Below are 14,902 nucleotides of genomic sequence, written 5' to 3'. Positions count from 1 at the left end.
CCCGTGACAGGATCGGACCCATGTTTCCGGACAACATCACCCGGGCCGAGGCGACTTCCCGTTCGGAGCTGCTCGCCACCTCGCGGTACACGGTGGAGATCGACCTCTCGGGCCGCGACCTCGACCAGCCCACCGCTCACTTCGTCTCCACCTCGACGGTCTTCTACACCGGCCGCGGCTCCGGCCTCACCCACGTCGACCTGATCGCGGAGTCGGTCCGCAGCGTGACCCTGGACGGGGTGGCGCTCGACGCGTCCTCGTTCAGCGGCTCCCGGCTGCCGCTCGAGGTCACCCCCGGCGAGCACGAGCTGACCGTGGTCGCGGTCTGCCGCTACAGCCGCAGCGGTGAGGGCCTGCACCGCTTCGTCGACCCGGCGGACGGCCGGACCTACCTCTACACCCAGTTCGAGGTCGCCGACGCGCGGCGGATGTTCGCCAACTTCGAGCAGCCCGACCTGAAGGCGCGCTTCACCACCTCCGCGGTGGCGCCGCAGGCCTGGGAGGTCGTGTCGAACGGATCGCTGCTGAGCCGCGAGCCGGTGGGCGAGGGCCTGGTCCGGGCCTCGTTCAGCGAGACCGAGCCGGTGTCGACCTACCTGACCGCGCTGGTGGCCGGCGACTACGCCCACGTCAGCGGCAGCTACATCGGCAAGGCCGGCGAGCTGGCCATGGGCGTCTACTGCCGCCAGTCCCTGGTCGACCACCTGGACGCCGACGCGATCCTCAAGGTGACGACGGACGGCTTCGACGTCTTCGAGGGCCACTTCGCGTTCCCGTACCCGTTCGGGAAGTACGACCAGATCTTCGTCCCGGAGTACAACGCCGGGGCGATGGAGAACATCGGTTGCGTCGTCTTCCGCGACGAGTACATCTTCCGCAGCCGGGTGACGGCGGCCTCGCGCTCGCGCCGGCAGGACACGATCCTGCACGAGCTGTCGCACATGTGGTTCGGCGACCTGGTCACGATGCGCTGGTGGGACGACCTGTGGCTCAAGGAGTCCTTCGCCACCTGGGCCTCGAACTTCGCCGTCAGCGAGCAGTCGAGCGACCAGCGGGCCGTCTGGGCGCGCTTCCTCAGCGGGTTCAAGACCAACGCCTACCGCGCCGACCAGCTGTCCTCCACCCACCCGGTGGCCGCGGACATGGTGGACCTCGAGGCGGTGGAGTCGAACTTCGACTCGATCACCTACGCCAAGGGCGGCTCGGTGCTGGTCCAGCTGGTGGGCTACGTGGGTCGGGACGCCTTCCTGGCGGGCCTGCGCACCTACTTCGCCCGGCACGCCTTCGGCAACACCTCGCTGGCCGACCTGCTGGCCGCGTTGCAGGAGTCCTCCGACCGCGACCTCTCCGCCTGGTCGGCGCAGTGGCTGGAGGCGGCCGGCGTCAACACGCTGAGCCTCGAGCTGGTCGAGGAGGAGTGTCTGGTCAGCGGGGCCGCGATCCGGCAGACCGCCGACCCGCGCTGGCCCACGCTGCGCGACCACCGCGTCCTGCTGGGCCTGTACGCCCTCCTCGACGGGGAGCTGGTGCGGACCGAGGTCGTCGAGGTCGAGGTCCGCGGCGGCCTGACGCCCGTGCCCGCGCTGGTCGGGCGGACCCGTCCGGACCTGGTCCTGGTCAACGAGGACGACCTGACCTACGCCAAGGCCCGCCTCGACCCGGCCTCGCTGACCACGGCGCACGCCCTGCTGCCCCGGCTGGCCGACCCGCTCTCGCGTGCCGTCTTGTGGCAGACGATGTGGGACGCCTGCCGGGACGCGCTGCTGCCCGCGGACGCGTTCGCCGACCTGGTGCTGCGGGGCCTGGGCGCCGAGACCGACGCCACGGTGATCAACGGGCTGCTCGCCCAGGGCGCCACCGCCGTCGGCAGCTACTCCCCGCCGGCCAGCCGTCCCGAGACCGCCACCTACTGGCAGCACGGCCTGCTGGCACGGGTGCAGGCGGCCGTACCCGGTTCCGACGACCAGCTGGCCCTGGCCCGTGCTCTGGTCGGGGCGGCCCGCGACGACCGTCCCGCCGAGCTCGTCGCGGGCTGGCTCGAGGGCCACGACGTCCCCGAGGGGCTCGCGGTCGACCAGGACCTGCGGTGGGCCGTGATCGGCCGGCTGGCCTCGCTCGGCCGCATCGACGAGGCCGCCATCGCCGCGGAGGAGGCCGCCGACGGGTCGGTCACGGGGCAGGAACGGGCCGCAGGGGCACGGTCGGCACGACCCACCGCCGAGGCGAAGGCCGAGGCCTGGCGGATGGCGGTCGACGGCGACGACATCCCCAACTCCCAGCAGAGCGCCATCTGCCTCAGCTTCTGGCAGCGGTCCCAGGACGACGTCCTGGAGCCCTACGTCGACCGCTACTTCCGGCTGGCCGAGGACATCTCCGCCTCGCGCGGGGTGTGGGCGACGAAGGGGATCGCGCTCCGCAAGAGCGCGCTGCGGAACCTGTTCCCCTGGCCGACCGACCAGCGGGGCTTCCTCGACCGGCTCGACGCCTGGCTGGCCGAGACCGAGATCGGCGCCTCGGTGCTGCGGACCATCATCGAGCGTCGCGACGAGACGGTCCGCGCGCTGGCCTGCCAGGCGGTTCCGCCTCAGCTCCTCGGGGCCACCGCTGGCTGAGCCCGAGGACGACCCGGCCGAGGTCGAGGTCTCCGTCGTCCAGCCCTTTGCGGGGACGGCGCTGCTCGACTTCCTGCTCCGGCACCGGGTGGCCGGGATGGAGACCGGTCGGGTGACCCCGGACGGCCGCGCTGACTACGCGCGGACGGTCCGGCTGCCGCACGGCCCGGGCGTGGTGCGGGTGGCCTGGGACGGTCGACGGCTGACGTGCCGGCTCGACGTCGACCCCCGCGACCGGGCGACGGCGCTGACCCGGGTGAGGCAGCTGGTCGACGCGGACGCCGACGTGGCGGCCGTGGATGCCCACCTGGGGGCCGACCCCCACCTGGCCGACCTCGTCCGGGCGACTCCGGGACTGCGGGTGCCGGGCGTGCTCGAGGCCGAGGAGATGGTGTTCCGGACCGTGATCGGTCAGCAGATCTCCCTCGCCTCGGCCTCGACGTCGGCCGGGACCATCGCCCGGCGCCACGGCGACCACCTGCTCAGGCCCGACAGCTCGGTCACCGGTGACGACGACCTCAGCCTGCTCTTCCCCACCGCGGAGGTGCTCGCCGCGGTCGACCCGACGACGCTGCCGATGCCGCGAGCCCGGGGCCGGGCGATGGTGGCCCTGGCCGAACGGCTGGCCGAGGGTCGGATCGACCTGACGGCGGAGCCGGCCGCGGTCCGGGCGTCGCTGCTCGCCTGCCCCGGCATCGGACCGTGGACGGCCGACTACGTGTTGATGCGGGTCTGCCACGCCCCGGACGTCCTGCTGCGCACCGACCTGGTCATCGCCCGCCAGCTGACCGCACGCGGGGTCGGCGACCCGTCCGCCTGGTCGCCCTACCGCTCCTACGCGGCTCTGCACCTGTGGCACGCGTTCCTGAACCCGACTTGTCAGAACTGAGTTGCCTCCTGGGGCAACCCAGTTCTGACAACACGGTCCGAAGTCCCCGCGAACCGGGGTCAGACCTTGGCGGTGTGCAGCGTCTTCGGCTTGCGGGCGGCGAGGCCGAGCTGCTGGATCCCCGTGACCAGGCCTCCGACGAGGTCGCCGGCGGCGAAGGAGGTCTGCATCGAGGCGGCCGCGAGCCGGCAGTCGAAGTCGTCCAGCACCCGGCGCGCCCCGGAGCCGGTCACGATCTCCAACGCGTGCAGGGCGGGGTCGCACATCACCAGGACGGAGTCGTCGGGATCGGGCAGGCCGGCGTGCAGGCGCTCGGCGTAGCCGCGGGCCTCATCCTGGGAGATGCCGATGAACAGCGAGAACGTCAGGCCGGAGAACCGTTCCGCCACGTCGACAGCGCGTTCGAGCTGCAGCCGGTCCGCCGGGCTGAGGTCCTCACCAGCGGGCACCGGCACCGCCGGTCTCGGCCTCGTCACGCTGGGACGTCTCGTCCGGCTCGGCGCCCACGCTCGCCGTGACGGCCTGGTGGCCCGCCTCGATCGCGGCACGGCTGCCCGCATCCTGGGTGGCCGGCTCGATCCGCCGGCCGTTCACCCAGACCGGCTGGTTCGCGACGGCCGGGACGCCCACGTTGCCGCGGGCGGCGTGGTGCACCCGAGCGATCAGCGCCACCAGCAGGATGACCACCAGCGGCCCGCCGACCAGCAGCGCCAGCACGTGCAGCGTCGATGGATCCGGGGCCGTGGGCCAGCCGGGCAGTGTCTGCAGAGGCACTAGCATGCTGCTGAGCTCGTTCACCCTCCTACCGTAGCCGGAGGGACACCCGGACTGGGGCGAGCATCGGCAGGAGAGGTCGAAGACTTGGCAGACCCCGGTACGGCGACCTCCCGGCTGGTGATGGACGCCGACCAGATCACCCGCACCTGCGCCCGGATGGCGCACCAGGTGCTGGAGGCCAACCGGGGCGCCGAGGGCCTTGTCGTCCTCGGCATCCCGACCCGCGGCGTCACCCTCGCCGAACGCCTGGCCGCCGCGATGACCGAGGTGGAGGGGGTTGCGATTCCGGTCGGCGCGCTCGACATCACCCTCTACCGCGACGACCTGCGCCGGCACCCCACCCGCGCGGTCGGCCGCAGCCGGCTGCCGGTGGGCGTGGACGACGCGGTGGTGGTCCTGGTCGACGACGTCCTGTTCTCGGGCCGGACGGTGCGCGCGGCCCTGGACGCGCTGGGCGATCTCGGCCGTCCCCGCGCGGTCCGGCTGGCGGTGCTGGTGGACCGCGGTCATCGCGAGCTGCCGATCCGCGCCGACCACGTGGGCAAGAACATCCCGACCCGCGCCGACGAGCGGGTCAGCGTCCGGCTGGCCGAGGTGGACGGGGTCGACGAGGTCACCATCGCCCCCGGCGACCCCGCCGAGGGCACCGAGGGCACCGAGGGCACCCGCTGATGCGACACCTGCTGTCGGCCGCCGACCTCGGCCGGGCCGAGACCATCCAGATCCTCGACCTCGCCGAGGAGATGGCCCAGGTGCAGGCCCGGCCGGTCAAGAAGCTGCCCGCCCTGCGCGGCCGGACCGTGGTCAACCTGTTCTTCGAGGACTCCACCCGGACCCGGTCCTCCTTCGAGCTGGCGGGGAAGTGGCTGTCCGCCGACGTGATCAACATCAGCGCCAAGGGCTCCTCGGTCTCGAAGGGCGAGTCGCTGCGGGACACCGTGCTGACCGTCGCGGCCATGGGCGTGGACGCCCTGGTCATCCGCCACCACGCCTCCGGCGCTCCCGCCCAGGTCAGACGGTGGTTCGAGGAGGGCGGGATCGACGCCCACGTCCTGAACGCCGGCGACGGCACCCACGAGCACCCCACCCAGGCCCTGCTCGACGCGTTCACGCTGCGCCGGCACTTCCGGGTCGCCGAGCCGGACCGCAACAGCTTCGAGGGCCGCGTGGTGGTCATCGCCGGCGACGTCACCCACTCCCGGGTGGCCCGCAGCAACGTCCTGCTGCTGCGTACCCTCGGCGCCGAGGTGGTGCTGGTCGCCCCGCCCACCCTGATGCCCTCCGGAGTGGAGACCTGGCCCGTCGCGACCAGCAACGACCTCGACGAGGTGCTGCCCGAGGCGGACGCGGTGATGATGCTGCGGGTCCAGCGGGAGCGGATGTCGGGCGGCTACTTCCCCACCCCGCGGGAGTACACGCACCGCTACGGCCTGACCCGGGAGCGGCTGACCCGGCTCAAGCCCGGCGCGGCGATCTGCCACCCAGGGCCGATGAACCGCGGCCTGGAGATCTCCGCGGACGCCGCCGACGCCGCCAACTCGCTGATCCTCGACCAGGTCGCGGCCGGGGTGGCGGTGCGGATGAGCGTGCTCTACGAACTGCTCGGCGGAGGAGACAACTGATGCCCGACCTGCTGGTCACCGGGGCCGACCTGCTCGGTGCTGGTCGCGCCGACCTGCTGCTGCGTGACGGCCGGCTGGCCGACCCCGCCACGGCCGGAGCCGACGTCGAGCGCCTCGACGCGGACGGCCTGGTCGCGCTGCCCGGCCTGGTCGACCTGCACACCCACCTGCGCGAGCCGGGACGCGAGGACGCCGAGACGGTGGCCACCGGCACCCGGGCGGCCGCGCGCGGCGGGTTCACGGCCGTGCTCGCCATGGCCAACACCCGACCGGTCACCGACACCGGTGAGGCGGCCGCCCACCTCGCGGACCTGGCCCGTCGCGAGGGCCAGGCCGAGGTGGTCCCCGTCGGCGCGGTCAGCAAGGGGCTGGCCGGTGCGGAGCTGGCCGAGCTCGGCCTGATGCACCGGGCGGCCGGCGTGCACGTCTTCTCCGACGACGGGCACTGCGTGGCGGACGCACGGCTGATGCGCCGGGCGCTGGAGTACGTCCGAGCCTTCGACGGCGTGGTCGCCCAGCACGCCCAGGACCCGCAGCTGGCCGGCCCCGACGCGTGCTGCCACGAGGGCGAGCTCTCGGGTCGGCTGGGGCTGCCCGGCTGGCCGGCGGCCGCGGAGTCCACGATCGTCGCCCGGGACGTCCAGCTCGCGCAGCTGACCGGGTCGCGGCTGCACGTCTGCCACGTCTCGACCGCCGAGACCGTGGAGGTGCTGCGCTGGGCCAAGGCCCGCGGCGTCCGGGTGAGTGCCGAGGTCGCTCCGCACCACCTGCTGCTGACCACCGCCGAGGTGACCCGCTACGACCCGACGTTCAAGGTCAACCCGCCGCTGCGGCCGGACGAGCACGTCGCCGCGCTCCGCGACGCCCTGGCCGAGGGGACCATCGACGCCGTGGCCACCGACCACGCCCCGCATGCCCGGCACGACAAGGAGCACGCCTTCGCCGAGGCCGCGTTCGGGATGCTCGGGCTGGAGACCGCGCTCGCCGTGGTGGTGGAGACCATGCTGCTGCCCGGCCGGCTGGGCTGGGCCGAGGTCGCAGACCGGATGTCCGGCACGCCGGCGCGGATCGCCCGGCTCGGCCACCAGGGCCGTCCGCTCGCGGTCGGTGAGCCGGCGAACCTGACCCTGGTCGACCCAGCCGCCCGCCGCGTGGTGGACCGGGACGCGTCCGCGTCGCTCTCCCGCAACAACCCGTGGCACGGCCGCGACCTGCCCGACCCGGTGGTGGCCACCTTCTGGGCCGGCCGGCCGACGTACCGGCGGTCCTGACCCGGTGCCCGAGGGCGACAGCGTCTACCTCGTCCGCCGCCGCCTGGAACCGGTGCTCACCGGCCGCAGGCTCACCCGCGGCGAGCTGCGGGTGCCGGCGCACGCCACCGACGACCTCACCGGCCACACCGTCGTGGAGCTGGACACCCACGGCAAGCACCTGCTGACCCGTTTCGACTCAGGTCTGACCCTGCACACGCACCTCAAGATGGACGGCTCCTGGTCGGTCACCGGACCCGGCAAGCGGCTGCCCTGCACCCTGCTGCCCGACGTGCGGGTGCTGCTGGAGACCGACTTGGGTTCCTCGGTCTACGGGATCTCGATGCCGGTGGTCGAGCTGGTTCGCACCGCCGACGAGCACGAGGTGGTCGGTTACCTGGGGCCGGACCCGCTGCGCGCCGACTGGAACGCGGCTCGGGCGATCGCCAACCTCGCCGCCCGGCCCGACCGGCCGCTCGCGGCGGCGCTGCTCGACCAGCGGAACCTTGCCGGCCTGGGCAACCTGTGGGTCAACGAGCTGGCGTTCCTCCGCGGCTACAGCCCGTGGACGCCGGTGGCCGAGGTCGACCTCAAGGCCACGGTCGCGTTGGCCGTCCGGACGCTGCGGCACTCCGCGCTCGTACCCGGCGCCTACCAGGTGACCACCGGCCACAACCGCCGCGGCCAGGACCACTGGGTCGCCGGGCGCGCGGGGCAGCCGTGCCGACGCTGCCGGACCACCATCGAGGTGACCGCCGAGGTACCGGGTGACCCCGACCGGCGGCGGACCTGGTGGTGCCCGCGCTGTCAGCCCGGCCCTGGTCCGGACGGTCCTCGCTGACGGTCAGATCAGGTCGAGGGTGAAGCTGCCGTCGGTGTCCTCGAACAGCACCACCACCGCCCACGGGTCGCCGTCGATCGTCGCGTGGCAAACCGTGACGACGCCCTGGGCGACCGACGGGGTCGCTGGGCAGGTCAGCTGGGTCACCCCGCCGCCGTCCTCGATGATGACCTTGGAGACCGCACTCTGCAGCGTGCCCCCGCCGAGGGCGCCCTTGGGGGCTGCGTCCAGCCGGCCGGTGAGCGGCGCGTCCCACCCCGAACCGCCGCCGCCGTCGTTCCCGGAACCGGAGCCACCGACCAACACCGCCACGCCTGCGGCCACCGCCAGCAGCAGCGCGAGCGAGGCCAGCACCACGGCGACGACGGCCAGCCGGGACGGACCCGGAGCAGGCCGGTAGGAGGTCGGAGCAGGTGCCGGCTCCGGCCGCGCCCAGGTGTGCGGTGACCAGCCGGGTGGCGGTGGTGTCTGGTAGGTCGTCATGGCGGTCTTCCCGAGGTTGCGGACGCCGAGGTCGCGGGTGCGGACCGGTCGGTCGCGGTGAGCGTAATGGCTGGTCACCGGCTCCGGCGGGGGTTTGCGGACGGACGGCGGAAGTAGGGTGCGAACTGTGATCGGACGCCCGCACCACGGCGCGACCAAGGCTTCCGGCTAGCCCTACCGGTACGCCCGACCAGGTTGCGCCCCCGCTGACCCGGCCCCGCCGCCCCTCTGGGCCCCCCTGGCTGTGCTCGGGGAGGGCGGAGCGCTCAGGGTCGCGCGGTGCCGTGGATCTGTCTCGCGCGCCGGGCGTGGGCGCGAGCCCCGATCAGGGGAACCAGGACGCGGACGGGCAGGGGTGCGCTGCTCAGCATCCCCCCGACCACCACCGGGTCGCCCTCGTAGGCGAACATGCCCAGGACCAGCGGCAGGGCCGGCTTCGGGATCGAGGCAGCACCAGCTGCACCGACCGCATGCCACTCCTCGGTGGTCAGCACTGTCGCGGCCAGCGGCAGCAGCACGCGCTCCTCGAGCTCGAGGTGGTCGCGAAGCACCGCGTACAGGTCCGTCAGCGCTTCGACGAGCCGATCGCGGTTCGACGTGCCGGGGTCCTCGGCCCACGCTGTCCGGAACTGTTCGACCCGACCCAACATGGCGTCGATGTCCTCGTGCTGAGCCTCGACCTCCTCGATCACCTGAAGGGCGGCCGGCTGCGTCCGCTGCCGCAGCTTGGGCCAGAGGAGGTCGTCCTCACCCTGATGGTGATGGTGCAGGAGATCGCACAGGAATCGGAGGTGACGGCTGACCAGGCGTACCCGCTTCTTCTCACTCGTCAGGGTGCGCGCGACAGCCGCTGACGCGAGCCGGAACTCGCGCAGCATCGCGGTGTGGACCACGACCATATCCCGGACGTCGACCAACGGCTGGTCGGGCCGAGGTGGTGCGGAGGCGTTCATGCCTGCCCTTGACCGGCCGCGTGCCGCCCGGCCGAGCCGGCCGGAGAGGTCGAGGGGGCGGCCGCAACGGCTGCGGCGGAGCTGACCCTGGGTGGGCAGACCCATCGGCCCACCTCCCAGTTCCACCAGCAGCGGCGGGAGTGGTCGTGCTCGGTGCTCCACCAGGCGTGGAACGGGTCGCTGGACGTCGTGGTCATGCCCACCAGGCTCCCGGCGGATGCGTCCTCGGACCATCCCAGCTTTCTGGGGAGAATCCAGCACTGAGCCCGTGCGTCGACGTCCGGTGATCGGGCACGATGAGCACATGGTCCGGACCTCCCGAGCACGAACCAGATCCGTGGCAGACCGGCTGCAGACTGCGACGGCACGCTGCCCGGACATCGAGACGTTGGCGCGAGTCGTGTTCGACACCGTGGCTGAGGACGTGCCGTTCGCCTTCGCCTGCCTGGCGACCACCGATCCGGCCAACGGGTTGATCAACGCGGCGTACAAGTCGCACCCGTTGCCGGTGGGCGACCAGGAGTTCGCCGCCTCGGAGTACGGCGGTCCGGACATCAACCAGTTCGTCGAGCTCGCGGGCCGCCAGCCACCGGTCGGTCTGCTGTCGGTCGACACCGGGGGCGAACCGATGCTGTGCCGGCGGTTGAGGGAGTACATGGCGCCGCAGTTCGGGTTCACCGACGAGCTCCGGCTCGTCTGCCGGGGGCCCCAGCTGACCTGGGGTCTCCTCGCGCTCTACCGTGCCGGGGGAGAGCCGTCGTTCACCCCGGCGGACGGGCGGCTCGTGGCGTCGCTGCACGAGGCCATCTCCGACGGGGTCCGGCGGGTGCTGTTCGCCGGTCACCCCTCCCCGATCGCCGGCGCCGGGACGCCCGTGGTGATGGTTCTCGACGGCGAGGACCGCGTCACCGACATGAGCACCGCCACGGATACGGTGATCGAGGAGCTCGGCGGCTGGGACCACGGGTCACTACCGGCCAGCGCCATGATGGTCGCCGCCTCGTCCCGAAGCCTCCGGGCTCCCGCTGAGGCGCAGGTCCCGGCATCGTCGGGCCGGTGGTTCAAGGTGCGGGCAATGCCCCTGGGCGAGGGGCCCACTGGGGCCGCGGTCGTGCTGACGATCGAACGGGCCGACCCTGCCGTCGTCGGACAGATGGCCATCGCGGCCCGTGGCCTCACCGTGCGCGAGCAGGAGGTCGTCGCCCTCGTCCTGCAGGGGGCCTCCACCAAGGACATCGCGAGCCGTCTCTACCTCTCCCCGCACACCGTTCAGGACCACCTCAAGGCGATCTTCGCCAAGCTGGAAGTCAGCAGCCGACGCGAGCTCGTCGGTCAGTTCATCCTCACCTGAGCTGGCCTGGCTGAGCGGCTCGATCCCCACAAACCTGGGATGGTGGCGAAGGTGCCGCCGCCTCGAGGATTGCGGTATGAATCAACCAGCAGCAAGCGGCGTGATCACCGCCCCCGACCAGATCCACGACCTGTTCCTGAAGGCCACCAACGCCCACGACGTCGCCACGCTGGTGGCGATGTATGACTCGGGCGGCATCGCCGTGCAGCTCGACGGCGCCGAGTGCACCGGAGCCGAGGCGATGCACGCCATGATGGTCGGCCTGACCGACGCGATCCGGCGAATCGACGGCAGCACTCGGAAGCTCTTCGTCACCGACGACATCGCGCTGAGCTCGGCGAGCTGGACCGCTGAGATGGTGTTGCCGGACGGAACGGTCGTCCGGCAGCAGGGCACCACCGCCGAGGTCTCCCGGCGTCAGCCCGACGGGACGTGGAAGCTGGTGATCGACGACCCCATGTTCGCGTGAGACCGGTAGCGCGCCGGGCTGTCCCGGGTACCCGCTCCACGGACCAGACGCCGCGCGTCGACCGCCCACTCCCCTCGACCGATGACCCTTCGACGCGGATGCCAGCGAGGAGTCCCCGGTCCTGCTGGCGGCGTCTGCTCGCAGCGGTGGAGGCTCTGCTGGACTCGGCCAGATCCCATCGACCGCCCCCGGAGGCTGTCGAGCTCGGCCACCACGGGGGTGTGGCGGCGCCCCGACCAACCTACGGGGACGCCGGCCGCCGCCGCGGCGCGGCGCGCTCACCGGCAGTCGAGGACTCCACCTCGCCATCCCGTCCGGGTTGAGGCGACGGCGGCCGGCACCGTCCTCGAGCCGCATCCACAGCCCGCGCCGCACGACCAGCCCCCCGGTTCCCGGACCAGTCGCTCGACCAGCTGACCCTCACCCGCCACACCAGAGCCCAAGGACCTGCCATGCCCACCCCACGCCCTGCCGTCAACTCGACCCTGGCCCGCCGGCTCATCACCGCCTCCCTGGTGCCGGCCGCCATCCTCATCGTCCCGGCCGCGGTCGGGGCCGCCGCGCCGACCCTGCCGTCAGCGGCCAACCTCGCAAACCTCGCACCCTCGACGACCGCGGCCGCCGCGGGAACGGTCGTCTCGGCCCGTAAGGCGGGCGTCTCCGGTTCGATCGTGTTCATCAAGGGCCACAACGTGTGGATTGCCCGCGGGGACGGCAGCCACGCCCGTCAGGTCACCAAGAACGGCGCCCGGGCCCACGCCTACCACTCCCCGTCGGAGTCCGACCACGGCGTCATCGCGGTCGCCCGCGGCCCGCTGATCATCCGGATGACCCAGCGAGGCAGGGTCCTCGACACGATCAACCCGCCCCGGCTCATCAACACCGCCGGCGAGGCCATGGACGGGGCCGTCAACGACGTCGCCATCTCGCCGAACGGCAGGACCATCGCCTGGAGCTACGTCCGCTACAGCTGCCCCATCGGTGCCGACTGCCTCACCCGTTACGCGACCGGCTACACCTCAGCCACCCACCGCAGCCACGCCGGCCGCTCGACCTACTACCGTGCGGCCAGCTGGATCGGAAACGGCCGTACGCTCCAGACCGGCGGCTACAACTCCCAGGTCATGCTCCAGGACCTCAAGGACGACCCCCGGCACTGGTTCGACGACCACGACTACACCTTTCCCAGCACCGACCTCGCCGACGGCGAGCTCTCCCGCAACGGCCACTGGCTCGCCGAGGTCCGTGGCTACCGGGCCACCTCGGCGATCATCTGGTACCGCGTGACCGGAAACGCCCGCAAGGGAGCGCCGCCGGCCGTTCCGCGGTACACCTGCTACACCAACGGCGAAGCCGCACACGCCAGCCCTACGTGGTCCCCCGACTCCACCGCGCTCGCGTGGGCCGGGAAGACCGGGATCTGGATCAAGCGCAACGCCGGGAACTGCTCCTCACCCGCGCCGCGCCTGGCCATCCGGGGGGGCTCGTCCCCGGACTGGTCACCGGCACGACTGAGGTGACCCTGCGTGGATCGTCACGCCCGGCTCAGGCGCCCGGGGCAGGCGTGCGCGAGGGCCGACGCGCGATGGCCACGCCAACCAGGGACAGCACGCCGCCGAGGACGGCGAGCAGGGCGGGGACCTCGCCCAGCCACAGCCAGGCCAAGGCGATGGCGATGGGCGGGACGACGTAGGTGGTGACACCCAGCCGTCCGGCGCTGGTGCGGCTGAGCGCGTAGGCCCAGGTGGAGAAGGCCAGGGCGGTGGGCACGGCGCCGAGGTAGACCACGCCGAGTACCGACCGGGTCGGGGCGACGGCGACCTCGCGCACCAGCGTCCCGGCGAAGGGCAGCGTCGCCACGGTTCCGACCAGGCAGGCGAGCCAGGTGACCTGCAGCCCGGGCAGCCGGCGCAGCACCACCTTCTGGGCGACCATGGCGACCGAGTAGACGACGGCGCTCAGCAGGACCAGCAGCACCCCGACCACGTTCGTGGTCGCGCCGCCCGAGCTGGTCGCTCCGCCGCCGGCGCCTGAGGCGACTCCGATGACCAGCGTGCCGGCGAACGCGACCAGGCCACCGAGCACCAGCATCCGGGGAAACCCCTCCCCCAGGACCAGGCCGGCGAGGACACCGATCAGGATGGGCGCCAGCTGGATCAGCATCGCGGCCGTGCCGGCGTCGACGCGCCGTTCGCCCGCGTTCAGGGCGATGTTGTAGACCCCGAACCAGGCCACCCCGATCAGGGCGACCAGCGACCACTCGCGGCGGTCGAGGCGGACCCGACGACGACCAGCCATCGACACGCTGAGCACGGCACTGCCGACGAGCAGTCGGCCCAGGGTCAGCGATCCGGGCGCGAAGTGCGGGCCGACGTAGCGGATGACCACGAACGCCGACGCCCAGGCCAGCACGGTGATGCCGACCGCGAGCAGCAGCCGGCCGTTCGGAGGTTCGTCCACGCGGCCCACTCTGCTGGGTCGGGCAGCCGCCGCACCACCCGGTTACCGGCCAGGAACCGCAGGGATCGCGACATCGGCACCGGTGCCCGTCGACTTAGGGTTGGACGCATGCCCGACTGGTTCCCCACCAACCTGACCGAGACCGCACTCTTCGTCCCGCTGCGAATCCTGTTCCTGCTGATCCTGGCGGCGGTGGCCCGCGCCGTGACGCACCGGCTGATCAACCGGGCCGTCCGGCAGGCGGTCGGCCGTCAGCCACGGTCGCACTTCCGGGCGACGCAGGCCTTCCTGGACGCGACGAGCCTGCCCGCGAACCGACGCGAGGCGCGGATCTCGGCCCTCGGCTCGCTGGCCCGGAGCGCCGTCACGTTCCTGATCGTCCTGGTCACCGCACTGATGGTGCTGGGGGAGCTCGGCTTCGACGTCACCACCATCGTGGCCGGCACCTCGGTGGTGGCCGTGACCGTGGCCTTCGGCCTGCAGAACGTCGTCAAGGACCTGATCTCCGGCGTCTTCATGCTGATCGAGGACCAGCTGGGCGTCGGAGACTGGGTGGACATGGAGAAGGCGTCCGGACGGGTCGAGGCGATCGGCCTGCGGGTCACCTCGCTCCGCGACGACGACGACACCGTCTGGTACGTGCGCAACGGCGAGGTGCTCCGGGTCGGCAACTTCTCCCAGGGCTCGGCCGGGCGCCCGGCCGAGCCCGAACCCGTTCCCTGAGCGGCTCAGGCCTCGGAGAGAGAGGCCTCGAGGGTGATCGTCGTGCCGGTGAGGGCCTGGGAGACGGGGCAGTTGGCCTTGGCGTCCTGGGCCGCCTCCTCGAACTGCAGCGGCGTCAGGTCGGGGACGACGCCCTTCACCGTCAGCTTGATCCCGGTGATGCCCTGGCCGGCCACGAACGTGACGTCGGCGGTGGTGTCGATGGACGTCGGCGGCGTGCCGGCCTGGGCGAGGCCGTGGGAGAGGGCCATCGAGAAGCAGGTGGAGTGGGCGGCGGCGATCAGCTCCTCGGGGCTGGTCTTGCCGTCGGACTCGTTGGCGCGCGAGGCCCAGTTGACCTCGAAGCTGCCGACGCCGGAGGTGACGAGCTCGACCTCGCCCTGGCCCTCCATCAACGAGCCCTCCCAGTGCGCCTCTGCGGTGCGGACGGTTGCCATGACTTCTCCTTGGTGGTGACTGAGCTCGGGTGGAC

General features: G+C 72.5%; 17 protein-coding genes. 10 read left to right on the top strand and 7 right to left on the bottom strand.

The annotated features are described in order from the left end of the window. Nucleotides 1-20 precede the first annotated feature (20 nt). Both pepN and ACFE7W_RS06680 read left to right on the top strand, forming a co-directional pair. The gene (gene pepN / locus ACFE7W_RS06685; RefSeq protein WP_375423969.1) at nt 21-2,612 is read left to right on the top strand and encodes an aminopeptidase N; all 2,592 of its coding nucleotides are present in this window, start codon (nt 21-23) and stop codon (nt 2,610-2,612) included. Continuing rightward, entirely contained in the window at nt 2,605-3,501 is an 897-nt protein-coding gene (locus ACFE7W_RS06680; RefSeq protein ID WP_375424220.1) for a DNA-3-methyladenine glycosylase family protein, read from the top strand. The genes pepN and ACFE7W_RS06680 overlap by 8 nt, the downstream gene beginning before the upstream one ends. 59 nt (nt 3,502-3,560) lie before the next feature. Here the strand turns inward: ACFE7W_RS06680 and ACFE7W_RS06675 are convergent, their stop codons facing one another. After that, a complete protein-coding gene (locus ACFE7W_RS06675; protein ID WP_375423968.1) occupies nt 3,561-3,950 on the bottom strand; it encodes a DUF5130 family protein in 390 nt (129 codons plus the stop codon). Continuing rightward, the gene (locus tag ACFE7W_RS06670) at nt 3,937-4,281 is read right to left on the bottom strand and encodes a hypothetical protein (protein ID WP_375423967.1); all 345 of its coding nucleotides are present in this window, start codon (nt 4,279-4,281) and stop codon (nt 3,937-3,939) included. Before ACFE7W_RS06670 ends, ACFE7W_RS06675 begins: the two co-directional genes overlap by 14 nt. 81 nt (nt 4,282-4,362) lie before the next feature. Between ACFE7W_RS06670 and pyrR the strand changes: the two genes are divergently transcribed. The 4 genes from pyrR to ACFE7W_RS06650 are packed head-to-tail and all read left to right on the top strand — an operon-like array spanning nt 4,363 to nt 7,991. Next, the gene (gene pyrR, locus ACFE7W_RS06665; protein ID WP_375423966.1) at nt 4,363-4,950 is read left to right on the top strand and encodes a bifunctional pyr operon transcriptional regulator/uracil phosphoribosyltransferase PyrR; all 588 of its coding nucleotides are present in this window, start codon (nt 4,363-4,365) and stop codon (nt 4,948-4,950) included. After that, nucleotides 4,950-5,900: an aspartate carbamoyltransferase catalytic subunit gene (locus ACFE7W_RS06660; protein WP_375423965.1), complete on the top strand. Its 951-nt coding sequence runs from the start codon at nt 4,950-4,952 to the stop codon at nt 5,898-5,900. Before pyrR ends, ACFE7W_RS06660 begins: the two co-directional genes overlap by 1 nt. Continuing rightward, nucleotides 5,900-7,171 carry a dihydroorotase gene (locus tag ACFE7W_RS06655; protein ID WP_375423964.1) on the top strand — a complete coding sequence of 424 codons (1,272 nt, stop codon included), beginning with the start codon at nt 5,900-5,902 and terminating at the stop codon, nt 7,169-7,171. Before ACFE7W_RS06660 ends, ACFE7W_RS06655 begins: the two co-directional genes overlap by 1 nt. 4 nt (nt 7,172-7,175) lie before the next feature. After that, nucleotides 7,176-7,991, top strand: coding sequence for a DNA-formamidopyrimidine glycosylase family protein (locus ACFE7W_RS06650; RefSeq protein WP_375423963.1), 816 nt, complete (start codon nt 7,176-7,178; stop codon nt 7,989-7,991). A 3-nt stretch (nt 7,992-7,994) separates the two neighbouring features. Here ACFE7W_RS06650 and ACFE7W_RS06645 read toward each other — a convergent pair whose 3' ends face one another. From ACFE7W_RS06645 to ACFE7W_RS06635, 3 genes are all read right to left on the bottom strand, one after another. Continuing rightward, nucleotides 7,995-8,552 (bottom strand): DUF4333 domain-containing protein, encoded by a 558-nt coding sequence (locus tag ACFE7W_RS06645; RefSeq protein WP_375423962.1) that lies wholly within the window; start codon nt 8,550-8,552, stop codon nt 7,995-7,997. 188 nt (nt 8,553-8,740) lie between these two features. Beyond that, complete coding sequence (locus ACFE7W_RS06640; RefSeq protein ID WP_375424219.1) at nt 8,741-9,373, bottom strand: hemerythrin domain-containing protein; 633 nt, start codon at nt 9,371-9,373, stop codon at nt 8,741-8,743. Nucleotides 9,374-9,423: 50 nt separating this feature from the next. After that, nucleotides 9,424-9,624: a hypothetical protein gene (locus ACFE7W_RS06635; RefSeq protein ID WP_375423961.1), complete on the bottom strand. Its 201-nt coding sequence runs from the start codon at nt 9,622-9,624 to the stop codon at nt 9,424-9,426. 203 nt (nt 9,625-9,827) lie between these two features. Here ACFE7W_RS06635 and ACFE7W_RS06630 point away from each other — a divergent pair, with 203 nt between their 5' ends. The 3 genes from ACFE7W_RS06630 (at nt 9,828) to ACFE7W_RS06620 (ending at nt 12,767) form a co-directional block, all read left to right on the top strand. Then, on the top strand, nt 9,828-10,778 hold the full coding sequence (locus ACFE7W_RS06630) for a response regulator transcription factor (RefSeq protein WP_375423960.1): 951 nt from the start codon (nt 9,828-9,830) through the stop codon (nt 10,776-10,778). A gap of 76 nt (nt 10,779-10,854) precedes the next feature. After that, nucleotides 10,855-11,247, top strand: coding sequence for a YybH family protein (locus ACFE7W_RS06625; protein ID WP_375423959.1), 393 nt, complete (start codon nt 10,855-10,857; stop codon nt 11,245-11,247). Between the two features lie 452 nt (nt 11,248-11,699). Beyond that, entirely contained in the window at nt 11,700-12,767 is a 1,068-nt protein-coding gene (locus ACFE7W_RS06620) for a hypothetical protein (protein ID WP_375423958.1), read from the top strand. Between the two features lie 25 nt (nt 12,768-12,792). On the opposite strand, the gene ACFE7W_RS06615 is transcribed toward ACFE7W_RS06620, so the two are convergent. Beyond that, nucleotides 12,793-13,707: a DMT family transporter gene (locus ACFE7W_RS06615; protein WP_375423957.1), complete on the bottom strand. Its 915-nt coding sequence runs from the start codon at nt 13,705-13,707 to the stop codon at nt 12,793-12,795. Nucleotides 13,708-13,815: 108 nt separating this feature from the next. On the opposite strand from ACFE7W_RS06615, the gene ACFE7W_RS06610 reads away from it, so the two are divergent. Then, nucleotides 13,816-14,430 (top strand): mechanosensitive ion channel family protein, encoded by a 615-nt coding sequence (locus tag ACFE7W_RS06610; RefSeq protein ID WP_375423956.1) that lies wholly within the window; start codon nt 13,816-13,818, stop codon nt 14,428-14,430. Between the two features lie 5 nt (nt 14,431-14,435). Here ACFE7W_RS06610 and ACFE7W_RS06605 read toward each other — a convergent pair whose 3' ends face one another. Further along, nucleotides 14,436-14,867 carry an OsmC family peroxiredoxin gene (locus ACFE7W_RS06605; RefSeq protein ID WP_375423955.1) on the bottom strand — a complete coding sequence of 144 codons (432 nt, stop codon included), beginning with the start codon at nt 14,865-14,867 and terminating at the stop codon, nt 14,436-14,438. Nucleotides 14,868-14,902 lie beyond the last annotated feature (35 nt).

The organism is uncultured Friedmanniella sp. (assembly GCF_964244285.1).
In the GTDB taxonomy this organism is placed as follows: domain Bacteria; phylum Actinomycetota; class Actinomycetes; order Propionibacteriales; family Propionibacteriaceae; genus Microlunatus.
This window is presented reverse-complemented; position numbering and strand designations above follow the sequence as displayed.